This window comes from Mycobacterium sp. ZZG (genome assembly GCF_054786995.1).
Genome location: NZ_JBTBFV010000029.1, coordinates 40,220 through 59,535 on the forward strand (window position 1 = coordinate 40,220; position 19,316 = coordinate 59,535).

Sequence of the window (19,316 nt, forward strand, 5' to 3'; positions counted from 1 at the left end):
AACCCGAACATCGCCGGGGGTCCGTTGCAACTCCGGTGTCACCTGTTGTCGACGTAGTAGATGCTGCCGGTCTTGCTGTTCTGGAACGTCCGATCGTTGCGGAAGTCGCGGACCGTGGAGCGGACGTCGCCTCCCTTGTTCACACCGACGACGTTGGCCTGGCTCAGCGGGGCATCCGACAGGCGGTTGACCACGACCCGGTGACCCTGGGCCTCCAGGTGGCTGATGGTCGCGTCGGCGTTGCCGCCGGTGGGGGCGGCAACCGCAGGAGCGGCCAGCCCGACGACAGCGGCACCCAAGCCGGCGGCGAAAGCGGTGGCGATGGTGAGGTTCTTCATTGTTCTTGCCCTTCCCGGTGGCATTTCCCTGTGGTTCTGACGGGTTAAACCGGCGGCTCAGCGGGTTCATTTCAGTTGGCAGAAATTGAGCTCCGCCTGGCAGGAATGAGTCGTCGGGCCGGTCCCGCAGGACTATGGTGAGCCCAACTGCCGTCAGATCGTCGGGATCGCGGATGGGTGAACAACAGACCCGGTGCCGAACCTGTAGCACCGAAGCCCGTCAGGGTGCGCGCTTCTGCGACCAGTGCGGCGCGGTGCTGTCCCCCGTGCCTCCGGTGCCCGAGTACAAGAATGTGACGGTGTTGTTCGCCGATGTGACCCGGTCGATGGACATCGCCAGCGCAGTAGGCCCAGAACGTCTGCGCGAGATCATGTCCGAACTGCTCGACAGGTCGACACGAGTGGTACGACGCTACGGCGGCACAGCCGAATTCATCGGGGACGGGGTCATGGCGCTGTTCGGCGCACCTGTCGCGATGGAGGACCATGCCTTTCGCGCATGTCTGGCGGCATTGGCCATTCAGGACGAAGCACGTGATCTGGCCGAGAGGGTCCTCGTACGCGACGGTATGGATTTCAAGATTCGTGTCGGTCTGAACTCCGGCCAGGTCATCGCCGGTGACATTGGTTCCGCTCGGGCCGGTTACACCGTGATCGGCGAACATGTCGGGCTGGCCCAGCGAATGGAGTCCGTGGCGCCGCCGGGCGGGGTGATGATCAGCGAGACCACCGCACGCCTGGTCGAACACGTTGCTCAACTGGGTGACGTGGAGTGGGTGCACATCAAGGGCGCAGATCAACCGGTACCTGCGCGGACGCTGCTGGGAACCGCCGAGCGACACGACCTACGGTCAGCAGACACCCCGTTCGTCGGGCGCACCTCGGAAATCGCCGAGCTGGTAGGCACTCTGGACAACTCATCTCGTGGCCGCGGCGCGGTGGTCCGTGTGGTGGGAACACCCGGTATCGGCAAGAGCCGGCTCACCCGCGAACTCGCCGCGCTCGCCACCGATCGCGGCATGCAGGTGTTCTGGACCTACTGCCAGTCCCATACCCGCGATGTGCCCTTCGGTACGGCCACCGGATTACTGCGAGCCTTCTTCGGCATCGCGCACGTGTCGGCCGAAAGCGCCAGGGCGGCCACGCGCTCGGCGCTGCCTGACGCCGACCCGCAGGACCTGCTGATGCTCGACGACATGCTGGGAATCGGCGACGGCCGTCCCCCGCCAGAAGACGTCACCCCTGATGCCCGAAAGCGGCGCCTCACCGCACTTTTGGACAAAGCCCTGCTGTCGCGTCATCAACCGACGGTGTATGTGGTCGAGGACGCCCACTGGATCGATGCGGCCAGCGAGGCGATGATCGCGGATTTCCTCGGCACGATCACCGAGGCCGCGGCCTTGGTGCTCATCACGCACCGACCCGAGTACCACGGCGCGCTCGCGAGAGCGGACAACAAGACGATCGCACTTGCACCCCTGGACTATTCGAGCTCATCGAAGCTCACTGTCTCACTCGTCGGTCCGGACACCTCGGTGGCCACGCTCGCCCAACGCATCACTGATCGAGCCGCGGGGAACCCGTTCTTCATCGAGGAGATGATCCGGGATCTCGCCGAGCGCCGCGTCCTCGGTGGAACGAGGGGCGCCTACACCTGTCACGGCGATGCCGACATCCCCGTCCCAGCGTCCGTGCAGACCACCATCGCCGCCCGGATCGACCGGCTCGCGCCGGCAGCCAAGCGCACCCTTTACGCGGCTGCGGCAATCGGCTCCCCGTTTTCTCGCACGCTCTTGGACGCTGTATCCGGGTCCTCGGCGATCGACGACCTGAAGGATGCCGAGTTGATCGCACAAGTGAGCACCCGCCCGGATCAGTACGCGTTCCGGCACCCCTTGATGCGCGCCGTTGCCTATGAAACTCAGCTGAAGGCCGGCCGGGCCGACCTTCACCGTCGCATCGCGGCCGAGATCGAACGCACCGATCCCGAAGGCGCTGCGGCCAACGCGGCACTGATCGCCACCCACCTCGAAGCAGCTGGTGACCTCCGTGCGGCATTCAGCCGGCATATGGAGGCCGGCACCTGGGCGACTCATCGCGACATCGCCGCGGCCAGAATGAGCTGGCGGCGCGCGGCCGCCGTCGCCGATGGCCTCCCTGAGGACGAACCGGATCGCTTGACGATGCGCATCGCTGCGCGAACATTGCTTGTGGCCACGATCTGGAGGGTCGGCGGCGAGCTGGCCGACGTCGGGTTCGACGAGCTGCGCACACTGACCCAGCAGGCCGGCGACAAACGGTCCCTGGCGATCGGCATGGCCGGACTGATCCAGATGCTGAACTTCCACGGCCGGTACACCGAGGCGTCTCGACTTGCGTCGGAGCAGGTGCAGCTCCTCGACGCCATCGACGACCCGGAACTGACGGTCGCACTGATCCCGATGGTGAGCGCCATCGCCAAATGGGACGCCGGTGAGATGACGGCATCGCTGGATCTGGCCCAACGGTCCATCGATGACGCGGCCGGAGATCCGACGATGGGCAACCTCGTCATCGGATCTCCACTGGCCATGGCGTTGGCGATGAGGGCGTCGACGCGGTGCTGCCTGGGGATCAGCGGCTGGCGTCAGGATTTCGACGACGCACTCTCGATCGCCCGAAGTGTGGACAAGTTCACCTTCTCGACCGTGGTGATGTTCAAGTACATCGCAATCATGAATTGGGCGCTCGTCGCCGACGATGACGCGCTGCGCGATACCGCTGAGGCCCTTGACATCGCCCGCCGGTTCGGCGACAACTTCCTGCTGACCAACGCCGAATTCACCTACGGATTCATCCTGGTACGCCGTCGGGACACCGACCGGCAGCTGGGCTTCGAGTTGTTGGCGAAAGCGCGGCAGGTCGCGCTCGAACACCGTTACACGATCATCGCGGCATGGTGCGTCGACCTGGAAGTGGCCGCCGAGTCGATCCGCCGCGGGGACTACGACACCGCTGTCGATCTCTGCCGGGGTGTGCTCGCGAGCGAGATCCGCGCCGGCGAGGGCATCAACCGGGGCTGGTCCACCACCGTTCTCGTCGAGGCCCTCCTCGCCCGCAACCGCGAAGGTGATCGCGACCACGCCGGGCAGGTCGTCGCTGAACTGGCCGCCGTCCCGACGGAACCCACCTTCCTGTATCACGAACTTCCGCTGATGCGCATGCGGGCGATGCTTGCGAAGGCCGACGGCGATCTGCGCGCCTACACCGCGCTGCGTGACCGCTACCGGGCCCGCGCCGAGGAGGTCGGTTTCGACGGTCACATCGCGATGGCGCGGGCCATGGCCTGAACCGGCGCTAGGGTCCAGCCATGAGCCTCGTCACCTACGAAGTGGACGATCACATCGCCACGATCACCCTGAACCGCCCGGGGGCACGTAATGCCATCAACGGCGCACTACGCCGCGACCTGAATGCGGCATGGGACCGGTTCCGTGACGACGAGGACGCGTGGGTTGGCATCCTGACCGCCAACGGTGACGTCTTCTGCGCGGGCGGGGACCTCAAGGACGGCGAAGGCTCGGTGGGCACCTTCGGCGGCACGTTCTGGGAGAAGCCGACGATCAACTCGTTCGAATCCGGGATGGAACTGTTCAAGCCGACGATCGCCGCCGTCCACGGCCCGTGCATCGGCTACGGATTGACCGGGATCCTGTTCTGCGACTTCGTCATTGCGAGCACCGAGGCCACGTTCGCGTTTCCGGAGGTGTCCCTCGGAGTGCCCACCATCGTCGGCGCGATCCGACTGCCGGAGCGGGTGCGGTGGGCCGATGCCATGGAGTTGCTGCTGACGGGCAAACCGGTCACGGCCCAGCGCGCCAAGGAGATCGGCCTGGTGTGGCGGCTTGTCGAACCGGATCGTCTGCTCGCCGAAGCGCAGTCGTGGGCGCGAACGCTCACCGAGGCAGCGCCGCTGGCGCAGCGCGCCACCAAGGAGGTCGCGTGGCGGACGGCGAAGATGGGCTGGATCGAATCCGTGCGGTTCGGGGAGACCATGCGCAAGGTCGCCGCCGCGACAGATGACGTGGCCGAGGGCATCCAGGCGTGGCGGGAGAAGCGTGCGCCGCGGTGGCGCGGCCGCTGATATCCCGTCGACCGCACCAGTCCCCTAGTACACCGCCGCCCAGGCTCGTCGCCGGTCCCGGTCCGGGTCGGGCGCCATGACGTCGCGGGTGGAGGTGATCAGCCGGGTCAGCCGCTGCCCGGTCTCGTAGCACGGCCAGTGCTCGTCCTCGCCGTCCTCGGTGGTGCGGGCGAAGTCCAGCCAGGCCCGCTGCATCCGCCGTCCGACACCGGGCTGGATACGCCGGCCCAACGGGTGCAGCTTTCGCCCGACGAACGACTCGTAACTGTGATGGATGTGCACGATCTCGCTGCCGTGCGTCGCACCCAGACCGAGCATGCGCAGGCTCCACCCGAAGTGGTCGAAGCGGTACACCCGTGTCGGCGCATGCGCGCTGTAGGCATCGGCCAGCGCCCAGGTCGGTCCACCGAACATCGCGTCGGCACCCAGCGCGACCAGGGCGCTGCGCCGCGGGTATGACGGATATGCTTGCAGCACCGTCTGTTTGGCGTCCGGCGCCACCCGCGCGAAGTACGCGTCGACCGACGCCTTGGTGGTGGGCAGCATCGGCGGCTTGGTCCACGCGAACATCGAGGCCTCATGGCTGTTGGTGCCGACGATCAGCGGCACCGCCGACATGCGGCCCTCCCGCGCGGCCTGCACCGGGTGCTGAGGCAACAACTCGGTGCCGTGGGTCAGCCCGTAGGCCAGCGTCGGGGTGGTCGCGGCGCTCTTGAGCTGCAGCACACCGGCGGCGCGGCGCAGTTGCCTCTGCGGCAGGTCCTTCACCTGAGCGGCGCTCACCCCAAGGCGGCGCAGGAACTCGTGCGCGTTGGCGGCGCGGAACTCCCGGTCGGCGATCAGCGGCAACGCCGGGCTCTGCGCGATGGCCCGCTGGAACAGTCCGCCCGCCTGCGGTGCGGCCATCAACGCCAGCACCGACGTCGCCCCCGCCGACTCGCCGAACACCGTGATCCGGTCGGGGTTCCCGCCGAACGCGGCGATGTTGTCACGCACCCACTGCAGCGCGGCGATCTGGTCGCGCAGCGCGAGGTTGTCGTCGAATCCGTGCCCCAGATCGCCGAGCTCGAAGCCGCCGAACACCCCGATGCGGTAGGTGACGTTGACGACGACGACGTTGCCGTTGGCCGCCAGCCGCGACCCGTTGTACAGCTGGAACTGGCCCGCGCCGTAGACGAAGGCCCCGCCCGGGATCCATACCATCACCGGCAGCGAGGCCGTGGTGTCGGGCGACCACACCGTCAGCGTCAGGCACGCTTCGTCGCGCGCCTTCGGGTCGTCGCGACCGCCCCCGACGAACGACTTCGTCTGCGGGGGCAACGGCCCGTGTTCACGCGCGTCGCGCACCCCGGTCCAGGGCTTGCGAGGTTCGGGCGCCAGGAACCGGCGCGGCCCGACCGGCTGCTCGGCATACGGCACACCGCGCCACACACCGATCCCACCCTCGACCTCGCCCTGCAGGTCGCCCGACGGAGTGCTCAGCACGCTGGGTACTCCCGCCACGACAGACACGCGGCAAATCGTAGTGTGCGAAGCTGGACCGACAGCGGTGTCAGGCAGCCCCGCCCAGCGGCGGACGGCAGATTGGGGGTAGCGACATGACCTTCAACGAGGGTATGCGGATCGACACCAGCACCACCTCGACGAGCAGTGGCGGCGGCCGCGGACCCGGCCGCGGCATCGCGGTGGGCGGCGGTCTGGGCGGTCTGCTGATCGTGGTGGTGGCGCTGTTCCTGGGCGTGGACCCGGGCACGGTGCTGCCGAACCAGACCCCGATGGACACCCAGGGCGCGCAGGCGCAGGGCTTCGATCTGAGCCAATGCCGGACCGGCAGGGACGCCAACGACATCCCCCAGTGCCGGGTGGTGGCGACCGGCAACTCGCTCGACGGCGTATGGGCGCAGCTGATGCCCGGCTACACCCGGCCGCAGATCGAACTGTTCACCAACGGCGTCGATACCGACGGATGCGGTTTCGCCAGCAGCGACGTCGGACCCTTCTACTGCCCTGTCGACAAGACTGCGTACTTCGACGTCGGTTTCTTCGACGTCCTGCAGAACCAGTTCGGCGCCAGCGGTGGCCCGTTCGCCCAGGAGTACGTGGTGGCCCACGAGTTCGGTCACCACGTGCAGAACCTGCAGGGCGTGCTCGGCCGCGCCCAGCAGGACCCCACCGGCCCCACGGGCGCAGGGGTGCGCACCGAGCTGCAGGCCGACTGCTACGCCGGCGTGTGGGCGCACTACGCGGCGATCACCAAGCAGGAAGGCACCGACGTTCCGTTCCTGGAACCGTTGACCGACAAGGACATCGCCGACGCGCTGTCGGCAGCGGCGGCCGTCGGCGACGACCGCATCCAGGAGGCGGCCACCGGCCGGGTCAGCCCGGAATCCTGGACGCACGGCTCCTCGGAGCAGCGGCAGAAATGGTTTACCACCGGTTACCGGACCGGTGACCCGGCGCAGTGCGACACCTTCGCGACGAACAACCTTGGCTAGGCCCACCACGGCCGTCGACGCGGTCGCCGAGCGCTATCTCGACACCCTCGCGGCCCTGGACCCGTGTGCCGCCACCGAGGCCGGCATCGCGGGACACGACGACCAGATCACCGATTACTCCCCTGCCGGGGTGGCGGCCCGCGCCGACGCCGCCCGCGCCGCTCTGCGCGAACTGGACAGCGTCGAGCCGTCCGACGGCGTCGACGCCGTCACCGTCGCCGCGATGCGCGAACGCCTCGGCGTACTGCTCGAGATGCATGACGCCGGACTCGATCTCGGCGAACCCAACGTCATCGCCTCACCGCTGCAGACGATGCGCGACGTGTTCGACCTGATGCCCACCGACACCGAGGACGACTGGGCCACCATCGACCGGCGGCTGACCCAGATCCCGGTGCGCGTCGACGGCTACGCCGAGGCGCTGCGTGCGTCGGCCCGTGACGGGCGGGCCCCGGCGGCCCGGCAGGTGCGGCGGGGCATCCAGCAGGCGACCCAGAACGCCGAGCTGTTCGTCGCGATGGTCGCCGAGGCGGACCATCCCACGCTGGCGCCCCAGCTACGCGGCCATGCCGAGGAAGCGGCCAACGCCTACGCGTCGCTGGCCAGGGTGCTCAGGGACGACATCGGCCCGCACGCCCGCGACAGCGACGGCTGCGGACGGGATGTGTACACCGTGATGTCTCGCTTCTTCCTCGGCGCCGCAGTCGATTTCGACGAAGCCTACGAGTGGGGTCTGGATCTGCTCACGAGCATCGTGGCCGAGCAGGACACGATCGCCGACCGGCTCTACCCCGGAGCGTCCGCGGCCGAGGCACTGCGCCGACTCGACGGCGAATCGCGCTACCTCGTGCACGGCACCGACGCTCTGCAACGCTGGATGCAGGAGTTGTCCGACCGGGTGGTGGATGCGTTGAGCGGCAACCATTTCGACGTCGACCCTGCGCTGCGCAACCTGGAATGCCGGATCGCACCGACGCAGACCGGGGGGATCTACTACACCGGCCCGTCGGAGGACCTGTCCCGCCCGGGCCGGATGTGGTGGTCGGTGCCGCCCGGCGTCGACACCTTCCACACCTGGCAGGAGACCACGACCGTCTTTCATGAGGGGGTGCCCGGACACCATCTGCAGATCGGCCGGGCGGTGGTGCTGGCCGATCAGCTCAACCGGTGGCGCCGGCTCGGGTGCTGGGTGTCCGGCCACGGCGAGGGGTGGGCACTGTACGCCGAACGGCTGATGGCCGAACTGGGTTGGCTCGAGGATGCCGGAAACCGGATGGGAATGCTTGACGCGCAACGCTTCCGGGCCGCACGGGTAGTCATCGACATCGGCGTCCACTGCGGCCTCACGGCTCCGGACGGCGGTATCTGGGACGCCAATCGCGCGTGGACGTTCCTGCAGAGCCATAGCGCAATGGCCGAGGAGAATCTGCGGTTCGAACTCGACCGCTACCTCGGCTGGCCCGGACAGGCGCCGTCCTATGCGATCGGGCAGCGTATCTGGCAGCAGTTGCGCGACGACGCGGTCGCGCGCGGTGTGTCGCTCAAGGAGTTCCACAGCCGAGCGCTGGACCTGGGCGGTCTGCCGCTGGAGGTGCTGCGCTCGGCTGTGCTTGCCGCGCTCTGACTAGAGGCGCGACTGCTCCTTGATCGCGGTGTCGGTGGTGCGCAGCGGCCGGATCAGCGCGTCCTGGGCGAAGGACGCGATCAATTCGCCATCCTCGGTGTGCACCGCCCCGCGCACGTACGACATCCCGGCTCCGACCTGGGTGCTCTCGTGGGTGTACAGCAGCCATCCGTCCCAGCGCACCGGTTCATGAAAGCTCACCGACACGGTCATCGGGGCGGTCGAGACGGTGAGGTGGGCCTGGCTGGTGCCGATGCCCTCGTGGGCGCGCATCGTCGTCGAAATACCAAGGTGGCCGGTGAAATACGCGACGAGCGCCTTTGCCAGATCGTCGCGGGCCGGGATCGGGTCGTAGTGCAGCCAAGCGTACAACTCCGGCGGGCCGACCTCGTCGGGGCTGTTGACGTCGACGACGTCGACCAGGCGCAGTTCCCGTCCCGTCATCGGCATGGCAGACACGTTCGCCTGGGCGGGCGGCGTGACGTCGGGCTTGGGCAGGTGGTGCCGGATGACGTCATCGGTCGGCACGTCGGCCAATACCGTGGTGGTGATGCACCGCTTGCCGTTCTGCTTTGCGGTGATGACCGCAGTCGCGGTCGAACGCCCCTCGCTGACCACGTCGATCTCCAACTCGACCGGCCCCGCGCTCACCATCACCGCACGAGCGAACACCGAGTACACCGACCGCACCGATTTGTCCGGAAAGCGCTTGGCCGCTGCCACGATCGACTGGGCGAGCACCTGCGTGCCCTCCACCACCTGCCGCTCATCCGCCGCGGCCAGGCCGGTCTCCGCGGTGAAGACGTCCTGCCCGCACGGCTGCGCGTCGAACAGGTCGAGCAGACCCTGGACCGTCCACGGGGTTTGCGCCGAATCGGTTGTCATGTGCCATCGCTTCCACTCGGTGACTGTCGCAGGGAACAGTAACCGAGGTTTCCCGAAAGCGGTAACGTCATTACCATGTCCGCGAAGGCGCACCCGGATCCGACCGTGCAGCAGGACGGGCCCGAATCCCGCGCGAGCCGCTTCATGCGCTCGGCGCTGGCGATCCTCGGCGAGACGGGAAGGACGGATTTCACCGTCCTTGAGGTCGTCGAGCGATCCAAGACCTCGCTGCGCGCCTTCTATCAGCATTTCGCCACCAAGGACGAACTGCTGCTGGCGTTGGTGGAGAAGATCATGGCCGACGCGACCGAACGGTGGCGCGCCGAGACGGACGCGCTCGACGGCGGCGAGGCGTTGCGCCGGCTCATCGATCGGATCAGCGCCCCGGCGGAGTCCAGCACCCAGGACAGCATCAACCGGGGCCTGACGTACTACAACGACCACCTGCTGGAGACCAGACCCAAGGAATTCGCCACGGTGCTGGCCCCGCTGCACCGACTGGTGGCCGACATCCTGCACCGCGGCATCGCGGAAGGGTCCTTCCGCACCGACCTCGACGTCGACACCGACGCCGCGATCCTGATGCAGACGGTCCTCGGCGCGCTCCGCCTGCGCGACCTGGGCGCCGAGCTCAACGGGGTGCCGATAGTCGGGGCTCACGTCCACGCGTTCTGCATCCGCAGCCTGCTCCGATAGCGCCCTGAACTGCCCAAACACCGACAACGAGCGCTCTGGCGCCGTTACATACCTGCGTGGTAATGTCGTTACCATCGAACGGTAATGCGATTACCACTGTGTGCAAATACGTCATGTGAGGAGCCCACATCATGCCGTCACGCATCCTCGACTATCCGGTGTTCGACGCTGACAACCACTTCTACGAGCCCAAGGAGGCGCTCACCAAGTTCCTCCCGGACAAGCGCAAGGGCGTCATCGACTACATCGACGTGCACGGCCGCACCAAGATCATGGTGCGCAACCACATCAGCGACTACATCCCGAACCCGACCTTCGAGGTGGTCGCGCGCCCCGGCGCCCAGGAGGAGTACTTCCGGCACGGCAGCGGAGGCAAGAGTTTCCGCGAGATCATGGGCAAGCCGATGAAGGCGATCCCCGCGTTCCGCAACCCGCAGGCCCGCCTCGAGGTGATGGACGGTCTAGGCCTGGACTACACCCTGATGTTCCCGACGCTGGCGTCGCTGGTCGAGGAACGACTCAAGGACGATCCGGAACTGATCCACGACATCATCCATGCGCTCAACGAATGGATGTACGAGACTTGGCAGTTCAACTACCAGGACCGGATCTTCTCGACCCCGGTGATCACGCTTCCGATCGTCGACCGCGCGCTCGAGGAACTCGAATGGTGTCTGGAGCGCGGCGCCAAGACCGTGCTGGTGCGGCCCGCGCCGGTCCCGGGATACCGCGGCACCCGATCGTTCGGCACCGAGGAGTTCGACCCCTTCTGGCAGGCGTGCGTCAAGGCCGGAATCCCGGTGGCGATGCACGCTTCGGACAGCGGCTACGCGCAATACCTCAACGACTGGGAGCCTGCCGACGAGTTCCTGCCGTTCCGCCCCACGGCGTTCCGGATGGTGGCGATGGGCAAGCGCCCGATCGAGGACACCATGGCCGCGCTGGTGTGCCACGGCGCGTTCACGCGAAACCCCGATCTGCGGATCCTGTCGATCGAGAACGGCGCCTCCTGGGTGCCGTACCTGTTCTACCAGTTCAAGGACGTCTTCTCGAAGATGCCGCAGGAGTTTCCGGAGGACCCGGTTGAGGCCTTCAAGCGCTGCGTGTACGTGGCGCCGTTCTGGGAGGACGACTTCAAGAAGATGGCCGACCTGTGCGGCATCGACCGGGTGATCTTCGGGTCCGACTGGCCGCACCCCGAAGGTCTGGCCGATCCGCTGAACCTCGTCGCCGACCTGGAAGCGCACGGCCTGGACGCTGAAGGTGTCCGAAAGGTCATGGGCAAGAACATGATCGATCTGTTCAAAGTCGACAACAAGGTCGTTTACAAACCCGACGTGCCGGCCCTCGTCCTCACCTGACATCCCCGAAAACCGAAGAGGCTGAGCCTGTTTCATGACAACCGCCAACCCGGAACAGCTGCTGTTCGCGTCTACCACCCAGACCTTTCTGGAGAAGCAGGCGTCTCTGACCCATGTGCGCGGGCTGCATGCGTCGGAGGTGTCGTTTCAGCCCGAATGGTGGCAGCGTGCCGCCGAACTGGGGTGGGCCGGCCTGCTGGTGCCCGAGGAACTCGGGGGCGGCAGCGTCTCCGGCGACGGGGTCGCCGATCTGGCCATGGTCGCCGAGCAGATCGGCCACACCGTCGCGCCCGGTCCGCTGCACCCGGTCAGCGTCGTGTTGGCAGGGCTCGTGGAGGCACCGACCGGGCACGAGCAGACCATCGAGGCGCTGATCTCCGGTGAGCTGGTCGCGTCCTGGGCGGTGTACGAACCGCGTCGTCCTTTCGCCCCGCTGCAGGCCGCGACGACAGCCACCCGCACCGCGAGCGGCTACCGCCTCGACGGTGTCAAGGACCGGGTGGAGGCCGGCGCCGAGAGCGGTGCGGTGCTGGCGGTCGCCGAGTTGGACGGCGCTGTCCGGCAGTTCCTGGTGCCGACGGACACCGTCGGCGTCACCGTAACCCCGCAGAACTCGGTGGATCTGGTGAAGCGTTATGCGCGTGTGCAGTTCGACGGGGTCGAGGTCGACGACTCCGCCGTCGTGGGCACCGCCGAGCAGACCGCGGCGATCATCGAGCGACAGCGCCAGATCGCGCTGGTTCTGCAGTGCGCGGAGATCGTCGGCGTTCTCGACGCGGTGCTGACGATGACCAACCAGTGGCTGTTCGACCGGCACAGCTTCGGCCGGCCGCTGGCCTCCTATCAGGCGCTCAAGCATCGGGCCGCCGACATGAAGATGTGGTTCGAGGCGGCGCGCGCGACCACCGCGGGCGCCGTCCGCGCGGTCGCGCAGCGGACCCCCGACGCCGAGATGCTGGTGAGCGTCGCGAAAGCCTATGTGGCTGAGCGTGCCCCGGTGATGCTGCAGGACTGTGTGCAACTGCACGGCGGAATCGGTGTCACCTGGGAACACGATCTGCACCTCTACCTGCGTCGGGTGGCGCTGTACCGGGCCATGTTCGGCTCCCCGGAGGATCACCACCGCGCGGTGTACGCGCTGAGCAGCACGACGGAGGCGACGGCATGACCGAGACCATGGCATCGACCGGCTCCACCGGCACCGTTGAGACGGTCGACGAGTTCGCCGCCCGCGCACGGGCGTGGCTGGCCGAGAACATGCCACGCATCGATCCCGACAACCCGCCGTTCTCGGTCCGCGCCGAGCAGTCCTCCTGGGACCGGGCCAAGGACCTGCAGAGGCGGCTGCACGAGGGGGGTTTCGCGGGGATTTGTTTCCCGCGCGAGTACGGCGGCCTCGGACTGGACTACGCCTACCAGAAGGCGTTCAACGCCGAGTGCCGCAGCTATGAGATGCCGCTGATCCTCAACGTGCCGACGTTCACCATCTGCGCGGCGACCCTTCTGGACATGGGCAGCGAAGCCCAGAAGCGGGACCGCATCTCGGCCGCGATTCGAGGTGACGAGATCCTGTGCCAGTTGCTGTCCGAACCCAGCGGCGGGTCAGACCTCGCCGGGGTGATCACCCGCGCCGAGAAGCAGGGCGACTCGTGGATCATCAACGGCGCCAAAACCTGGAGCACCAGCGCCTTCGCCGCCGACTACGGGCTGCTACTGGCTCGCACCGACTGGACCGTGCCCAAGCACGAGGGTCTGACGATGTTCCTGGTGCCGCTGAACGCACCCGGCATCACCATGCGCCGCATCAAGGAGGTCAACGGTAACGAGGAGTTCTGCGAGGAGTTCTTCGACGGCCTCGAGCTCGGCGACGACGCCGTGGTGGGCGAGGTGAACAAGGGCTGGGAGGTCGCGACCCGCCAGCTGCACCATGAGCGGCGCGCCGTCGGCGGCGGCTCGGAGTTCGCCAGCGGCACCGCCGCGGAGAACGCCAGCGAGATGCCGCCCGACCACGTCGGGTTGGCCGAGGCCACCGGCCAGGGTGACGATCCCCGCGTTCAGGACCTCGCCGGCCGGGCCCTGGTGCGCCGCATCGTCAAAGAACAGCTCATCGACCACGTGTTCCGCAGCATCGGTGACGGCTCGCTTCCGCCGAACGCTGGCACGCTGATCCGGCTGTTCCACGCCGAGACCACCGAGCTGGAGGTCGACACCGCGCTCGCCATCACAGGCACGGCCGGTGTGGTCGACGAGGGCACCGCGGATGCCCCGGAACTGGCCGGGCTGCTCGACGTCGGGGTGCGCTACCTGTCGCGTCAAACCGGATCGCTCGGCGGAGGTTCCTCCGAGATGGCGCGCAACGTCATCGGTGAGCGCATCCTCGGATTCCCCCGTGAGTTCGCCGCCGACAAGGGCCTGCCGTTCAATCAGGTCAAGCGCAACAAGAGCTGACGCCGCGCCGGCGCGTCAGTCGTCGCCTCAGAACAGCGCCTGCTGAATCGGCGCGACGGCGGCCGGCGCCGCGGCGGGTGCGGCGGGTGCGCTCATCCGCGACCCATTGGTCAGTCCGTGCTTGGCCATCAGCGGCGCGGACCGGCGCGCCAGCTCCGCCCGGTACTCGGCGGGCAGGTACGCCCCGCGCCGGTACAGCCGCCGGTACTCCCCGACCAACCCGGGATGGGCGCGCGCCAACCAGTCCATGAACCAGCCTCGGGTGCTGCCCCGCAGGTGCAGACCGAAGACCGTCACGCTGGTGCCGCCCGCGGCGGCGATCCGGCGCAGGAGATCGTCGAGGTGCTCCCGCGAGTCGGTCAGCCCGGGCAGCACGGGGGCCACCATCACGTGGCAGCGCAGCCCCGCCGCCCGGATCGCCGAGATCAGATCGAGGCGGGCCTCGGGAGTCGGCGTACCGGGCTCGACCTGGCTGTGCAGCTCGGGATCACCTACCGCCAGTGACACCGCGACGCTGACGTCCACAGAGCCCGCGACGTCGGCGAGCATCGGGAGGTCGCGGCGCAACAGCGTGCCCTTGGTGAGGATGGACAACGGCGTCCCGGATTCGGCGAGCGCGCCGATGATCCCGGGCATCAGCGCATAGCGCCCCTCGGCGCGCTGGTACGGATCGGTGTTCGTGCCCAGTGCCACGGTTTCCCGCGTCCACGAAGGGCGGCGCAGTTCCCTGCGCAACACCTCGGCGACGTTGGTCTTGACCACCACCTGGGTGTCGAAATCCCGACCGCTGTCGAAGTCCAGGTACTCATGCGTGGGCCGGGCGAAGCAGTAGCGACACGCGTGCGAGCATCCCCGGTAGCCGTTGACCGTGTACCGGAACGGAAGATGAGCGCTGCCGTCGGGCACCTTGTTCAGCGCCGACTTGCACAGCACCTCGTGGAAGGTGATTCCGTCGAATTGCGGGGTACGCACGCTGCGGATGAGGCCCATACGCTGCAGGCCGGGCAACGCGCCGTCGTCGACGGCGACTCCCTGACCGGCCCAGCGCATACCTCATGCGAACACATGTTCGATGGGGTGTCAAGTGACCGGCGCCTGCCCGTCCACCATACCGCCGGGACGGGGGCTTGCGGCAAGGCCGGGGTGATGGCGCAGAATCGCATACTCAGCTCAGAAATCTAAGGGGCACATGTCAACTCACTACGAGGACGAACTGCGGTCGGAGCGCGGGTACGTCGACGGGCTCTACGCCCGGCTGGACGCCGAGCGCGCACGGATCAAAGACAGGTACGCGGCGGCGCTGCGTAGCCCGGTCGACAAGCAGAGCGGCGCGACCCTGGTGGCCCGCGACGCCGAGGTGCGCGCGACGGCAGCGCAGATGGACCGGCTCAACGTGGCCGACCAGGGCCTGTGCTTCGGCAGGCTCGACAGCGTCTCCGGTGAGCGGCTCTACATCGGCCGCATCGGCATCCTCGACGACGAGCACGAACCACTGCTGCTGGACTGGCGCGCCCCGGCGGCCCGCCCGTTCTACGTCGCGACGGGCGCCCACCCGGAGAACATGCGCCGGCGCAGGCAGTTCCACAGCCTGGGGCGGCGCCTGCTCGACTTCACCGACGAGGTGTTCGGCCGACCCGCCGCCGAGGAGGCCGGCGACCAGCCCGGAAGTTCCAGCGACGTGGCGCTGCTGGCGGCGGTGAACGCGCCCCGAGGCGAGGGCATGCGCGACATCGTCGCCACCATCCAGGCCGAGCAGGACGCGATCATCCGACTGGATCACCCGGGAGTGCTGGTCATCGAGGGCGGCCCCGGCACCGGAAAAACGGTGGTGGCCCTGCACCGGGTGGCCTATCTGCTGTACACCCAGCGCAAGCGCATGGAGAGCCACGGCGTGCTCGTCGTCGGTCCGAACGAGGCGTTCCTGCGGCACATCGGGCGCGTACTGCCCTCGCTGGGCGAGACCAACGTGGTGTTCATGACCGTCGGCGATCTGGTGCCCGGCCTGCACGTCAGCGCCGAAGACACCCCTGCGGCCGCCACGGCGAAGGGCTCGCTGGCGATGCTGGAGGTGCTCAGGGCCGCGGTCGCCGACCGTCAGCAGGTCCCGGCGGACCCCATCCCGATCGACCTGTCCGACGTCTCGGTCAGCATCGGCGCCGACATCGCCGGATGGGCGATCCAGGAAGCCCGCGCGAGTGAACAGCCGCACAACGACGCCCGGGCAGTGTTCGTCGACGTCGTCACGTGGGCGCTGACCGAACGGGCGATCGCCAAGATCGGCCGGGGGTGGTTGACCCGGGAGGACCGCGCGGCGTGGGAGCATCTGCGCGCCGACCTCCTCGACGAGCTGGAGGACAACGCCGCGTTCCGCGCCGCCCTCGATCGCCTCTGGCCGGTACTGACTCCGGAAACCCTTCTTGCAGAACTGTATTCGTCTCCTGAGCGGCTGCGTGCCGCCGGTGCCGACCCCGCGCTGCATCGCGCCGACGGCCATGCCTGGACGGTGTCGGATGTGCCCCTGCTCGACGAACTCGTCGACCTGCTCGGACGGGACCGGTCGGGCGAGGAGACCGCCGAGCGGGAACGCCGGGAAGAAGCCGCCTACGCCGCCGGCGTGCTGGACCTGATGGTCGACCGCGAGGACCTGATGGACGACGAGGACCTGCTGCTGGCCCGCGATGTCATCGGCGCCGAGGACCTGGCCGAACGCTTCCTCGAGCGCGACACCCGCGATCTCGCCGAACGGGCGGCCGCCGACCGGGACTGGACGTACGGGCACGTCGTCGTCGACGAGGCCCAGGAGCTGTCCGCGATGGACTGGCGGGTGCTGATGCGGAGGTGCCCGAGCCGGTCGTTCACGATGGTCGGTGATCTGGCGCAGCGCCGGTCGCCGGCGGGCGCGACGTCGTGGGACGCGATGCTGAACCGGTACGTCCCGGACCGCTGGGTGTACCGGACTTTGACGGTGAACTACCGCACGCCGGCCGAGATCATGGCCGTCGCCGCTTCGGTTCTCGGCGAGTTCGCCCCGTCGGCCGCGCCACCGGAGTCGGTGCGCTCCACCGGTGTGGCGCCGTGGTCACGTCGCGTCTCCGACGACGAACTCGCCGGCGCCATCGCCGATTTCGTCACCGTAGAAGCCGGCCGCGAAGGCACGAGTGTGGTGATCGGGCCTGCGGGTGTGCCCGGCACCGTGACACCCACGCAGACCAAGGGCCTGGAATTCGACGCCGTGCTGGTCGTCTACCCGGAACGGATCCTTGCCGAGGGGCCGCGCGGGGCTGCCGACCTCTACGTCGCGCTGACCCGCGCCACGCAGCGGCTCGGCGTGCTGCACAGCGGGCCGCTGCCGCCGGCCCTGGCCGGGCTGGCGGCAGGGTGACTCACCACTGACCCAGCTGGCACCGCACGTTGTAGGGGTCGTCGTGCTGGGTGAGCACCTGACCGTCGACGGCGATGTCGCAGTGCGCGTTCGGTGCGGCCTGCCCGCCCCGGGTGGTGCTGCTCACCTGCAGGATCGCCCAGTTCGGGTCCTCCATCGTGGTCTCGAAGACCCAGGGCTGCCCCGGCACGAGGTTGACCTTCTCACGCTTGGCGAACGCGTAGGCGTCGGCGTTGAACGCCTCCATGCTCGGCGGCTGGCTCGTCAGATAGAACAGATCGAATTCATAGGCGCCGGCCGAGGTGAGCGTGTAGCGGACCTGATGTCCCTCCTGCGCGCTCGCCATTGCCGGGCTGATCATTCCCGCGGCGGCCACCAGTGCTGCTGCCCCGACTGCCGCCCCTACCTTGGCTGTAGCTGTTCGCATGTTGGTCACATCGCCGGACGGTACCGGATCGTTACGCGGTACCGGACCAGCGACCGCTCACCCCATCGATGGCAAACCGGCGGTGTTTGGTGCACACAGGTTAACGCGGCTGTCACACATAGACATTTGGCAGAAACACAGGCGCTCTAACGTCCGGATTCGACACCGGGACGGTGTCACCACTTCGTGTTCTGAAGCGTTTTGAAGTACTTCCGACTCGGCGCCTCATCTGCGGATGAGCGCTGCCGACAGCCAGAAAGGCCGTTCATGGACCAACCCCGACGCCACCCGATGAAACGATCCGCGCTGACTGCAGGAAGTGTCGTGGCCGTCGCGAGCCTGCTGCTGGCCGGTTGCGGAAGCAAGGCCAGTGACACTGATTCAGCAAATGCCGAGTCATGCGTGGACACCTCCGGGTCCACGATCAAGGTCGGCGCACTGAACTCGCTGTCGGGCACCATGGCGATCTCCGAGGTCACCGTCCGCAACGCGATCGACCTGGCCGTCGAGCAGATCAACGCCTCCGGCGGGGTGCTGGGCAAGCAGATCCAACTCGTGGCCGAGGACGGCGCCTCCGAACCGACGGTGTTCGCCGAGAAGGCCGAGAAGCTGATCAGCAGCGACTGCGTCGCCGCGGTGTTCGGCGGGTGGACCTCGTCGAGCCGCAAAGCGATGCTGCCGGTGTTCGAGAGCGCGAACTCGCTGCTGTACTACCCGGTCCAGTACGAAGGCCTGGAGTCCTCCCCCAACATCTTCTACACCGGTGCGACCACCAACCAGCAGATCGTGCCCGCGCTGGACTACCTGAAGGAGAAGGGCGTCACGTCGCTGTATCTCGTGGGCAGCGACTACGTGTTCCCGCAGACCGCCAACCGCATCATCAAGGCCTACGCCGAGGCCAACGGGATCGAGATCAAGGGCGAGGACTACACGCCGCTCGGCTCGACGGACTTCTCCACGATCGTCAACAAGGTCCGCACCGCCGATGCCGACGCGGTGTTCAACACCCTCAACGGCGACTCCAACGTGGCCTTCTTCCGCGAGTACAAGAACGTGGGGCTGACCCCCGAGCAGATGCCGGTGGTGTCGGTGTCGATCGCCGAGGAAGAGGTCGGCGGTATCGGTGTGCAGAACGTCACCGGTCAGCTCACGGCGTGGGATTACTACCAGACCATCGACACACCGGTGAACAACGAGTTCGTCAAGGCCTACAAGGCCAAGTACGGCGCGGACAAACCGACGTCCGACCCGATGGAAGCCGCCTACGTGTCGGTGTACCTGTGGAAGAACACCGTCGAGAAGGCACAGTCCTTCGACGTCAAGGCCGTCCAGGACAACGCCGACGGCGTCACGTTCGACGCGCCGGAGGGTCTGGTCACCATCGACGGCGAGAACCACCACATCACCAAGACCGCCCGCATCGGCGAGATCCGGCCCGACGGTCTGATCTACACGGTCTGGGAATCCGACGGCCCGATCGAGCCGGACCCGTTCCTGAAGTCCTACCCGTGGGCCGCCGGGCTTTCCGGCTGATGCC

General features: G+C 67.8%; 15 protein-coding genes. 10 read left to right on the plus strand and 5 right to left on the minus strand.

What is annotated here, in order from left to right; genetic code table 11:
- Positions 1–38: 38 nt before the first annotated feature.
- Positions 39–338, minus strand: coding sequence for a hypothetical protein (locus tag ACXMYJ_RS16975; protein WP_460357815.1), 300 nt, complete (start codon positions 336–338; stop codon positions 39–41).
- A gap of 173 nt (positions 339–511) precedes the next feature.
- Between ACXMYJ_RS16975 and ACXMYJ_RS16980 the strand changes: the two genes are divergently transcribed.
- Both ACXMYJ_RS16980 and ACXMYJ_RS16985 read left to right on the plus strand, forming a co-directional pair.
- Positions 512–3,667 carry an ATP-binding protein gene (locus tag ACXMYJ_RS16980; RefSeq protein ID WP_443186517.1) on the plus strand — a complete coding sequence of 1,052 codons (3,156 nt, stop codon included), beginning with the start codon at positions 512–514 and terminating at the stop codon, positions 3,665–3,667.
- Between the two features lie 20 nt (positions 3,668–3,687).
- Positions 3,688–4,461, plus strand: a complete 774-nt coding sequence (locus tag ACXMYJ_RS16985) for an enoyl-CoA hydratase/isomerase family protein (RefSeq protein ID WP_260752039.1) — start codon at positions 3,688–3,690, stop codon at positions 4,459–4,461.
- Positions 4,462–4,485: 24 nt separating this feature from the next.
- Here ACXMYJ_RS16985 and ACXMYJ_RS16990 read toward each other — a convergent pair whose 3' ends face one another.
- Positions 4,486–5,973, minus strand: a complete 1,488-nt coding sequence (locus tag ACXMYJ_RS16990) for a carboxylesterase/lipase family protein (RefSeq protein ID WP_260752037.1) — start codon at positions 5,971–5,973, stop codon at positions 4,486–4,488.
- 86 nt (positions 5,974–6,059) lie between these two features.
- On the opposite strand from ACXMYJ_RS16990, the gene ypfJ reads away from it, so the two are divergent.
- Complete coding sequence (gene ypfJ / locus ACXMYJ_RS16995; RefSeq protein ID WP_260752034.1) at positions 6,060–6,956, plus strand: KPN_02809 family neutral zinc metallopeptidase; 897 nt, start codon at positions 6,060–6,062, stop codon at positions 6,954–6,956.
- Positions 6,949–8,580, plus strand: a complete 1,632-nt coding sequence (locus tag ACXMYJ_RS17000) for a DUF885 domain-containing protein (protein ID WP_260752033.1) — start codon at positions 6,949–6,951, stop codon at positions 8,578–8,580. Before ypfJ ends, ACXMYJ_RS17000 begins: the two co-directional genes overlap by 8 nt.
- Here the strand turns inward: ACXMYJ_RS17000 and ACXMYJ_RS17005 are convergent, their stop codons facing one another.
- The gene (locus tag ACXMYJ_RS17005; RefSeq protein WP_460357819.1) at positions 8,581–9,465 is read right to left on the minus strand and encodes an acyl-CoA thioesterase; all 885 of its coding nucleotides are present in this window, start codon (positions 9,463–9,465) and stop codon (positions 8,581–8,583) included.
- Between the two features lie 75 nt (positions 9,466–9,540).
- On the opposite strand from ACXMYJ_RS17005, the gene ACXMYJ_RS17010 reads away from it, so the two are divergent.
- From ACXMYJ_RS17010 to ACXMYJ_RS17025, 4 genes are all read left to right on the plus strand, one after another.
- Positions 9,541–10,161, plus strand: coding sequence for a TetR/AcrR family transcriptional regulator (locus ACXMYJ_RS17010; RefSeq protein ID WP_260752028.1), 621 nt, complete (start codon positions 9,541–9,543; stop codon positions 10,159–10,161).
- Positions 10,162–10,292: 131 nt separating this feature from the next.
- On the plus strand, positions 10,293–11,522 hold the full coding sequence (locus ACXMYJ_RS17015; protein ID WP_260752027.1) for an amidohydrolase family protein: 1,230 nt from the start codon (positions 10,293–10,295) through the stop codon (positions 11,520–11,522).
- A gap of 34 nt (positions 11,523–11,556) precedes the next feature.
- Complete coding sequence (locus ACXMYJ_RS17020) at positions 11,557–12,690, plus strand: acyl-CoA dehydrogenase family protein (protein WP_260752026.1); 1,134 nt, start codon at positions 11,557–11,559, stop codon at positions 12,688–12,690.
- Positions 12,687–13,970, plus strand: a complete 1,284-nt coding sequence (locus tag ACXMYJ_RS17025; RefSeq protein WP_260752024.1) for an acyl-CoA dehydrogenase family protein — start codon at positions 12,687–12,689, stop codon at positions 13,968–13,970. Before ACXMYJ_RS17020 ends, ACXMYJ_RS17025 begins: the two co-directional genes overlap by 4 nt.
- A 27-nt stretch (positions 13,971–13,997) precedes the next feature.
- Here ACXMYJ_RS17025 and ACXMYJ_RS17030 read toward each other — a convergent pair whose 3' ends face one another.
- Positions 13,998–15,020 (minus strand): Rv2578c family radical SAM protein, encoded by a 1,023-nt coding sequence (locus ACXMYJ_RS17030; RefSeq protein ID WP_443186514.1) that lies wholly within the window; start codon positions 15,018–15,020, stop codon positions 13,998–14,000.
- A gap of 139 nt (positions 15,021–15,159) precedes the next feature.
- Between ACXMYJ_RS17030 and helR the strand changes: the two genes are divergently transcribed.
- Positions 15,160–17,352, plus strand: coding sequence for an RNA polymerase recycling motor ATPase HelR (gene helR / locus ACXMYJ_RS17035; protein WP_460357825.1), 2,193 nt, complete (start codon positions 15,160–15,162; stop codon positions 17,350–17,352).
- A gap of 1 nt (position 17,353) precedes the next feature.
- Here helR and ACXMYJ_RS17040 read toward each other — a convergent pair whose 3' ends face one another.
- Positions 17,354–17,779 carry a hypothetical protein gene (locus ACXMYJ_RS17040; protein WP_460357828.1) on the minus strand — a complete coding sequence of 142 codons (426 nt, stop codon included), beginning with the start codon at positions 17,777–17,779 and terminating at the stop codon, positions 17,354–17,356.
- 291 nt (positions 17,780–18,070) lie between these two features.
- Here ACXMYJ_RS17040 and urtA point away from each other — a divergent pair, with 291 nt between their 5' ends.
- The gene (gene urtA / locus ACXMYJ_RS17045; protein ID WP_460357846.1) at positions 18,071–19,312 is read left to right on the plus strand and encodes an urea ABC transporter substrate-binding protein; all 1,242 of its coding nucleotides are present in this window, start codon (positions 18,071–18,073) and stop codon (positions 19,310–19,312) included.
- Positions 19,313–19,316 lie beyond the last annotated feature (4 nt).